This window comes from Clostridium sp. AF34-13 (genome assembly GCF_003477845.1).
Lineage (GTDB): Bacteria > Bacillota > Clostridia > Lachnospirales > Lachnospiraceae > Butyribacter > Butyribacter intestini.
In genome coordinates, this window is record NZ_QUEB01000030.1 from 1,917 (window position 1) to 9,055 (window position 7,139).

General features: G+C 33.9%; 8 protein-coding genes and 1 riboswitch. Of the genes, 3 read left to right on the plus strand and 5 right to left on the minus strand.

Annotated features, from left to right (window positions below; translation table 11 throughout):
- Positions 1-682 precede the first annotated feature (682 nt).
- On the minus strand, positions 683-1,312 hold the full coding sequence (upp, locus tag DWZ63_RS15275; RefSeq protein ID WP_055946196.1) for a uracil phosphoribosyltransferase: 630 nt from the start codon (positions 1,310-1,312) through the stop codon (positions 683-685).
- Positions 1,313-1,446: 134 nt separating this feature from the next.
- On the opposite strand from upp, the gene DWZ63_RS16270 reads away from it, so the two are divergent.
- The 3 genes from DWZ63_RS16270 (at position 1,447) to DWZ63_RS15290 (ending at position 3,701) form a co-directional block, all read left to right on the plus strand.
- A complete protein-coding gene (locus tag DWZ63_RS16270) occupies positions 1,447-1,749 on the plus strand; it encodes a hypothetical protein (RefSeq protein WP_312032839.1) in 303 nt (100 codons plus the stop codon).
- A complete protein-coding gene (locus tag DWZ63_RS15285) occupies positions 1,739-1,924 on the plus strand; it encodes a hypothetical protein (RefSeq protein WP_055946189.1) in 186 nt (61 codons plus the stop codon). Before DWZ63_RS16270 ends, DWZ63_RS15285 begins: the two co-directional genes overlap by 11 nt.
- Positions 1,925-2,069: 145 nt before the next feature.
- Positions 2,070-3,701 carry a recombinase family protein gene (locus tag DWZ63_RS15290; RefSeq protein WP_055946187.1) on the plus strand — a complete coding sequence of 544 codons (1,632 nt, stop codon included), beginning with the start codon at positions 2,070-2,072 and terminating at the stop codon, positions 3,699-3,701.
- Between the two features lie 121 nt (positions 3,702-3,822).
- Here the strand turns inward: DWZ63_RS15290 and DWZ63_RS15295 are convergent, their stop codons facing one another.
- The 4 genes from DWZ63_RS15295 to DWZ63_RS15310 all read right to left on the minus strand — a co-directional run bounded on the left by DWZ63_RS15295 (position 3,823) and on the right by DWZ63_RS15310 (position 6,976).
- Positions 3,823-4,251 carry an SseB family protein gene (locus DWZ63_RS15295; RefSeq protein ID WP_055946184.1) on the minus strand — a complete coding sequence of 143 codons (429 nt, stop codon included), beginning with the start codon at positions 4,249-4,251 and terminating at the stop codon, positions 3,823-3,825.
- A 173-nt stretch (positions 4,252-4,424) separates the two neighbouring features.
- Positions 4,425-4,853, minus strand: coding sequence for a DUF3592 domain-containing protein (locus DWZ63_RS15300; protein ID WP_022014462.1), 429 nt, complete (start codon positions 4,851-4,853; stop codon positions 4,425-4,427).
- Positions 4,854-5,136: 283 nt separating this feature from the next.
- Entirely contained in the window at positions 5,137-5,772 is a 636-nt protein-coding gene (locus DWZ63_RS15305; RefSeq protein ID WP_055946181.1) for an ECF transporter S component, read from the minus strand.
- Between the two features lie 185 nt (positions 5,773-5,957).
- Positions 5,958-6,080, minus strand: a riboswitch (FMN riboswitch).
- A gap of 215 nt (positions 6,081-6,295) precedes the next feature.
- Positions 6,296-6,976, minus strand: coding sequence for a polysaccharide deacetylase family protein (locus DWZ63_RS15310; RefSeq protein WP_270466953.1), 681 nt, complete (start codon positions 6,974-6,976; stop codon positions 6,296-6,298).
- Positions 6,977-7,139 lie beyond the last annotated feature (163 nt).

Consider the following 7,139-nt stretch of genomic DNA (forward strand, 5'->3'; position numbering starts at 1 on the left):
CACTTTTGCTTTAGCTTGTCAAGAACTTTTTTATTTTATTTTTTGAAGTCTTTCAAAAAATAAAACCTTGGAAATCTTTTTGATTTCCTGCTTTCGCACCAATAAGAAACTCTTTGCTTTCACATTTTGTTTCTTATCGCTTTTTGCGACAGCGATATGTATTTTACAACATCTTTTGGATATTGTCAAGAACTTTTTTTCATTTAATTTCATCATTTTCAAACGAAACCAAATTACTTTTCGTTGCACAATCTCTCAATCGCAACAACAGATAAAATCTTATCACATATTCAGCACCATGTCAAGAACTTTTTTTCATTATGAAAATTAAATTCTTTTGAATTGTTCCAACCAAATATGCTATATACTAAATCTTCGCTATTGCACAAGCTCTCACTTTCCAGCCGTCTTTGTGCGACAGCGAAAACTATACTATCACACTGAGATATCAATGTCAAGGATTATTCTTATTTTTTTACAATCACCTTTTTCTTTTTCACTTTGCAAAAAAATATCGTAACAATTCAGTTTTCCATCTCTTACATTCGTAAGCTGTCAGCCGCTGCAATGCAGCTTTCGTTTACCTCATTTCATAAATGAATGGCTATTATATAATAAAAAGATAATCAGCAATACAATGAGTTGCTCATGTATTTCTGATTATCTTTTTATGGCTGAACTGTTACCTGGTGCCAAAAATCCTATCACCTGCATCACCTAGTCCAGGACATATATATGCATCTTCGTTAAGCTCTCTGTCAAGGTGTCCAACATATATCTGCACATCAGGATGTGACCTATGCAATACTCTTACTCCCTCCGGAGCTGCTATAATACATAAAAACTTTATGTTTTTACCACCATGTTTTTTTATGAAATTAATGGCTGCTATTGCCGAACCGCCTGTTGCAAGCATAGGGTCCACCACTACTACCTGTCTTTCTCCTATAGTATCAGGAAGTTTGCAATAATATTCTTCCGGCTGATGTGTTTCTTCATTTCTGCACAGACCTATATGACCTATTTTTGCTGTTGGCACTAATGCTGTTATACCCCCGACCATTCCAAGTCCTGCACGTAATATAGGAACTACTGCAAGCTTTCTACCTGAAAGCATTGGCGTTTTACAGGTTTCTATCGGTGTCTTTACTTCAACATTCTCTGTCGGAAGGTCATTGAGTGCTTCGTAACCCATAAGCATCGCTATTTCCTCCACTAACGCTCTAAATTCGTTTGTTCCCGTTGTTTCATCCCTTAATCTCGAAATTTTATGCTGTAATAAAGGATGTTCTAAAATCTTTACATTTTCCATACTTACCTCATTTTAATAATTATATATTACTTTTTATGCTATTTTAACATCATTTAAGCGTTCCGTAAACAAATAACGCATATTATTTTATTAAATTCATACAAATATAAAAAACAATTCTTCAGGAGGCCGTTTTGAATCTAAAAATGTTTTTTATCGAAAAAAATTCATCTGACACTCAAAACACATCCTCACTATATTGCTTTATTAAAACAGGCATATATATTCTGTCAACAGTATGTATTGCCAGCATTGCCATAGCATTTGTAATGTCAGGCACACAAAAAAGCACATCAAGACAAGCCATGTCATCGACAATTTCAAAAAAGAAGCTTCCTATCTACTGTGTAGATACCGACAAACCCAAAATAGCACTCTCATTTGATGCTGCATGGGGGAATATTATATTGATGAAGGAGCAGATTTATGAAAATTGAAAATGATAAGCTCATTGTTATTCGTGAATACAAAGGACTTTATTCATCAGAAAACCTGTTAAAAAAAATAATACATTTCGAACTTGAATCTTATAGAGATTGTAAACTTTCATTAGACAAAATCCCCAATGCTGAAATCTGTAGCAGAAATACATATTTTATCCCTAAAAAATGAACCACTGACCGTGTACTTATTTAAGCATTTGCAAAACTATTATAATCTGCTATTAAATTATTATATTTGAACAATTAGCACACCACAATATATCATTATTTTCACAATTACACAAAATCAAAACAATTAGACAGGAGTGAACACAATGCCAGATAATGCAAACTGCTGCTGGGCACTATATATACGGCTCAGCCATGAGGACGGCGACAAAGCCGAAAGTCTCAGCGTCTCAAATCAAAAACTAAAACTTACTGAATATATAAAAAAACTCGATAATAACCCAATTCAAAAGTTTTATATCGATGATGGTTTTAGTGGAACCACTTTTGACAGACCCGGTTTCAAAAAACTTTTATACGATATAGAACATGGTCTAATCAAAGGAATACTTGTTAAAGACTTATCGAGACTCGGACGAAATAGTCCTAAAACAAGCTATTTTATACACGATTACTTTCCAGCACATAAAATAAGATTTATTGCCATTGATGACAATATAGATAAAAATTTTTTTGATATTGACACATCAAATGACATGATAATAGATATAAAAAATCTATTCAATGGTTTTTATCCGCGTGATATAAGCAGCAAAGTCCGTTCAACCTTCAGAGCTAAACAAAAGGCAGGACATTTTATCGGTGCATTTGCGTGTTATGGATACAAAAAATCCCTAACCGACCACAATAAACTTATTATCGATCCTGTTGCTGCCGATATCGTAAAAAAAATCTTTTCCATGTATCTTTCCGGAAAAGGTCAAAATACAATAGCTAAAATCCTTAATTCAGACAATATCCCCTGCCCTTCCGAATATAAAAAAATGCAGGGACTTAATTATAAAAATTCAAACAGATTAACTTCCACTACCTACTGGACATACAGCAGCATAAGAAGTATCTTAAAAAACGAAATATACACTGGCTGTATGGTTCAGAACAAATCTTTCCGTATGATGTGCAGTAAGTCAGCTTCACCACTTCCACACGAAAAATGGATAATAGTACCTGATACACACGAAGCGATAATTGATAAAAAGACATTTGATATTGTTCAGAGTATGCTTTCAAATAATGTAAGACAAATGAAAACTTCTTCACATACACATATCCTTGCTGGTCTGTTAAAATGCGGTGACTGCGGGCGTGCCATGGTCAAGATAAAAAATAAAGATAAAATATTTTTTGTATGCGGGAGCTACAACAGATATGGTACTGATAAGTGTAGTTCTCACAAAATAAGTGAATCAACAATTTTAAATATAATATCAGATGATTTTAACAATATATTAAAGAACACTGAAAACTTTAAACAATTATTAAAAAATGAACCTGCTTATGCCATAAAAACATCTGATAATTCCGAAAACAATAACTATATCTTAAACAGGCTCAGACAACTCAATCACAAAAAAATGCAATTTTTAGAAAATCTAAACGAAAACCTTATAACGCACGATGAATTTGAAACTTTTGTCAGCCGATGTAACGAGCAGATTTATAAGCTGCAAGAGTATCTTACTCCTCATAATGCTTATCCTAAACTGTCTGCTCCCTGTAAAATTCATTCCGTCGACTCTAATACTCCACAACCGTGCAATCGCAAAACAGACAAACAAATATATCCTAAGTCACTTCCGGATATAATATATGAAATCATAAAGAAAAACAGGATAACCATACCTGACAGAATAGTCGTCACTCAGATGGTATCCTGTATATACATTTATAAAAATAATAGTTTAAAAATCATATATAACTTTGATAACGACAGTTAAAAACTTTCAATTAATAAAGCTGATATGACTTTGATGACAACAGATAAAAAAGTGTGTATAATTTTAATAACAACTATTACAAAGCTAAGTTTCTATCTGCATCCACACATATGCGGTAAACTTAGCTGTTTTCATTTCCAAGAATTATACTGATAAGTTTTTTATCAAGCATTATTGTACGATTCCATGGGTTTAATATAATTCCTGATATTTCACCAACTTCAATTGCCGATTTAAAAAGCTGTTCTATATCTGTTAAAAATGTAGATTTAACTTCATTACCGCCTTTAAGCTCTTCATCAAAGCTTGTGAACGCACTCCACCACTTTAATCCGTCTGGAGACTGTACCACACCGATATTTATTTTTTCAGATGATATATACGGCTCTACCGCAATTATAAACTGCCCGCCTTTTCTCATCTGTTTTCTTATGACTGTAAGGGTATGTGCCAGCATTTCCTGTGTGCACTCTCCCTGAAGTAGCTTTATTGCCTCCTCGATTTTTTCATTTCCTAAAAGACTTTCATCAATTTTTTTATCATCTTTCATAATAACCCTCATTTCTATGCACTTTTTTGCATAGTGTGAAAAATCTTGCATAAACGATGAACCCGTCTGCTTTGCTTTGTACTTCCACACGCTGTCAAAACTACCGCCATCAATATAAATCCAAGAATGAACTTAACCGTTTTTTTTCTCTCTCATTAATATTGCTTCTTTGTTTAATATTTTGCTGCAAAATAACATATTACGGCTCCAAATACACTTATGACCGCAAATCCTATACCTATTGATATAAGCCACACCCATGTTGGTATTGATTCATGCACTATAAAAAAATCTGACGGATCATTTGCATTGAATTTTATCTGAACTTTATCACCCTTTTTCCAGATGTCTCTTGCATAACCTATCTTAGACTCCTCCTGCACTATGTGATTTCCGTCAAAAAAAGCAAAAGTCGGATAATAATTACAACTTTCACCACTTACACTTATCCTTCTTACTTTTTCAACTGTTCCTGATGCGGCTTCCGTACAATCTACTCTCTTGCGTTCAAGTTCTCTCTTAGACCTTACCGCCAAATAAATAAGAACAATAGCTGCAACAAAAAAAGCCACCATCAATACTATTCCTGTTAATAAATCCATAACTTACCAATCCTCATTTTATTTTTCATATTTTTTTACAGTATACAACTTAGACCTTTAAAAATCAAATGAGCCTTTTGGGGTATTTTTTATGCTGCGTAAATCTCTGCTATTTCCAAAAATAATCTAAGAAAGAGCACAACCAGCGTTTTGCTCCTGGTGTCACACTATTTTACAAGCATTTTCATATAACATTAAAAATACCGATTTTCTAACATTAGACCTATACTCTAATCTTTGAAAATCGGTATTGCAAAAATAATTTTTCTAAATAATGCAGTTTTTAATCTTCAATACGCATCATAGGTGCCAGTGGCAGATATAACAGCCACGCAATAACAACACTTATTAATCCCTTTAACATAGTAAATGGAACATTGAATACTACAAGTGCCTGTAAAATGCTGTGCACTCCCGGAAAAATTGCCTGATATGCTTTCAGTATCACATCCTTTGGCATAAAATTATAATAAATGGGATATACGAAGAAATAGTTTGACACAATGCTTAAAAGCGACATAGCTACCGTTCCTGTAACCGAAGCTATCACTGCTCCTTTTTTGTCACTTTTCTTTTTATAGATAAGACCTGCCGGTATCACAAATGCACAGCCTAATATAAAATTTGAAATCTCACCGACAAACATCGTATTAGTTGCAAATGAATGAAGTACATTTTTTACAAGACATATAAACACTCCGCAAAGCGGACCATATATAAAACTTCCAAATAATGCCGGGAGATCTGATATATCAAGTTTTATAAATCCCGGCATAAACGGTACCGGTATCTCCATATACATAAGAATGACTGCAATAGCAGCAAGCATAGCCGTAAGCGTCATTTTTTTAATATTTCCTCTGTTTCCTGTTTTCTTTGAACCTTTTGTAAATTGTAATGTCTTTCCTGCTGATGCCATGTTTCCTCTTCCTTTCTTTAATACGATCAAATAAATAATAACTTTACCATATTATTATCTGATCTTTATGCAGAAAATTCTTTGAGGTGCCTGCTATTGCACTATACTGATTTTAAAATCAAAAAGCCCTGAAATACGATAATCCCAGGGCATGACATTTCAAATCATAATATAACAAAACAAGCCAAAATCTTCTCTCATCCAGACTATACTGTTGGTATCGGAGTTTCACCGATTCGGTCGATATTGATAATCGATTCGCGGACTATACCGCCAGTGGGGAATCACACCCCGCCCTGAAGAATTTTCTTTAATTTACTTTCATATGATAGCACATACTTCTATTATGTGCAAGGGTATTTTCTAGTGTACTGGCATGTTGCTATTTAGTTAAATGACACAGAATGAATTTTTCATTCTGCAAGGCGGAAGAATGAGCCGTAGCTGGCTACGGCAATTGATGACAACGCAGCAGATGAAAATTCAGGCAAGTTATTCAGCTAAATATGAATAGGTCAGCACACTAGCTTTGTTCAAAAGCTGTCTGTTTCGGAGCAGCAGTATTATTTAAACTGTGCTGGCGTCCCTCCGTGTCCATTTCATAATTTTTAGTATAGATAAGTTCGGACATTTTTACAAACTCAAATCCTTTCTCTTTTAAACTATCAATAAGTTTTGGAAGTGCCTTAGCCGTATATTTTGCTCCATTGTGGCAGAGTATTATTGAACCTTTTCCTAAGTGTTTGTGATTTAGTACGGTTGTAAGGATTGAATCAACACCATAATTTTTCCAGTCTAAGCTATCAACATCCCACTGTATCGCATGATAACCACATTTTTCTGCACTTTCAATAAGCACATCATTATAATCACCATATGGTGGTCTGAAAACTTTCATGTCATATCCGGTGAGCTTTTTTACTTTATTATGTACTTTTATTATTTCATCTTCACATTCAGCCGCAGAAATTGTTGACATTTGTTTGTGGTTTTGACTGTGGTTTCCAAGTTCGTGACCTGCCTTATAGAGTGCCTTTACATCATCAGGATAAGTATCGACCCAGCCACCGGTCATAAAGAAAGTTACATGCACATTTTTCTCCTTTAGTGTTTTTATAATTGACTGTGTGTCTTCATTCCCCCAGGGAGCGTGTTTCCTGATGTAAACTCCTAAATCTTCAAATTGACTAACCTGCTTTTTAATGCTACAATCGCAAATGTAGAAACTGCAAAACTAACCATATGTTATGTTAATCATACAAATATATTTGAGCAAGAATTATAACATTTTCTCAAATACCTAAAATTACACACTGCAGGAAAGTCCAGCTAATAAATGTCAATAGTTAGATGTGAAAAAAATTATT

Bases quoted from the DNA above. Each gene is read 5' to 3' on its own strand.
- DWZ63_RS15295 (WP_055946184.1), bottom strand. From the start codon at position 4,251: ATGAAAGATGATAAAAAAATTGATGAAAGTCTTTTAGGAAATGAAAAA.
- DWZ63_RS15290 (WP_055946187.1), top strand. From the start codon at position 2,070: ATGCCAGATAATGCAAACTGCTGCTGGGCACTATATATACGGCTCAGC.
- DWZ63_RS15300 (WP_022014462.1), bottom strand. From the start codon at position 4,853: ATGGATTTATTAACAGGAATAGTATTGATGGTGGCTTTTTTTGTTGCA.
- upp (WP_055946196.1), bottom strand. From the start codon at position 1,312: ATGGAAAATGTAAAGATTTTAGAACATCCTTTATTACAGCATAAAATT.
- DWZ63_RS15285 (WP_055946189.1), top strand. From the start codon at position 1,739: ATGAAAATTGAAAATGATAAGCTCATTGTTATTCGTGAATACAAAGGA.
- DWZ63_RS15305 (WP_055946181.1), bottom strand. From the start codon at position 5,772: ATGGCATCAGCAGGAAAGACATTACAATTTACAAAAGGTTCAAAGAAA.